Origin of the sequence: Bradyrhizobium sp. SZCCHNR1093 (assembly GCF_032381175.1) — a bacterium.
In the GTDB taxonomy this organism is placed as follows: Bacteria; Pseudomonadota; Alphaproteobacteria; order Rhizobiales; family Xanthobacteraceae; genus Bradyrhizobium.
Genome location: NZ_JAUHJJ010000026.1, coordinates 1 through 1,026, shown reverse-complemented (window position 1 = coordinate 1,026; position 1,026 = coordinate 1). Strand labels below are relative to the sequence as shown.

Here is a 1,026-nt window from a genome sequence, read left to right as displayed (position 1 = left end):
CTCGTCGAACTGGAGCAGGCTCTCATCGTTTCCTTCCTGTCGGCTCACCGCCACAATTTCAGCGAGCTGTTGGAGAGGGCCGAAAAGGACGTCGCGCCGCAGATCGTTCGGCTGACCGAAGAGTATATCGAGGCCTCTTGGGGGCGCGCCATCACGATCGAGGAGCTGGCATCGCAGACAGGCGTCAGCATCCGCGCGCTCTCTGCTGCGTTTAAGAAGAGCCGCGGATACTCGCCGACGGCGTTTGCAAAAACGGTGCGATTGCGACAGGCAAAACAGATGCTCTCGGGGCCAGATCAGCGCACCTCCGTCTCTGCAGTCGCCTTCAATTGCGGCTTCGGAAATCTCGGACACTTCGCAAGAGACTATCGCGACATGTTCGGTGAGCTTCCATCCGAAACTCTGTCGCGCGGGCGGCGCGCCGCCTAGCTCGCCTGATAGAAGCGTCGGCCAGGACCATTCCCAAGAGCGCTGGGGCAGCAGCAAAGGTCGCTCAGAAACTGGAACCTCAAGCTATATCGGCGATGAAGGGAGCTGCGGCACCTCGCCGCTGACCGGGTTTTTCCCAGGTTTGAGTCCGGTCAAACCTGAGATACCATCCTTCGATGAACTTGGACCGATCCGTAAGCCTCCTGAGCCGCGCTCCCGTCATTCGTACAGACGATCCGGAGGCGATGGAGCACGCGTTGCGTACGGTGTACGGGGCAACTGGCTTCGCAGTCACCAAGGCAGATGGCTTCCTGGGGGTGGGCAACTACCTTCAGCTTACGAATATCGGCCTGGGCTTTTGTGCATATGGCGGGGCGAGGGCGGTCGTCAAGTTCCCGGAGAGCGACTTCGCGCGCCTGCAAATTGGCCTCAAAGGCAGCGCTTTGACCATTCTGAATCGCACGGCGATCGCGATAACCGAGCGGCAGTCCTGCATAGTTGCGCCTGGCGAACCCAACAGGATTGTGTTCGAGCCAGGTTATGAGCAGCTCATTCTTCGAATAAGCGCGAGGGCGTTGGAGCAGACATTGACGACGC

General features: G+C 59.6%; 2 protein-coding genes. Both read left to right on the top strand.

All coding sequences use genetic code 11. The features are described 5' to 3' along the window. The coding region (locus QX070_RS33000; RefSeq protein ID WP_315741310.1) for a helix-turn-helix transcriptional regulator at positions 1-429 on the top strand (429 nt) is incomplete at its 5' end. A gap of 245 nt (positions 430-674) precedes the next feature. After that, on the top strand, positions 675-1,026 hold a 352-nt coding region (locus tag QX070_RS32995), incomplete at its 3' end, for a cupin domain-containing protein (RefSeq protein ID WP_409999191.1).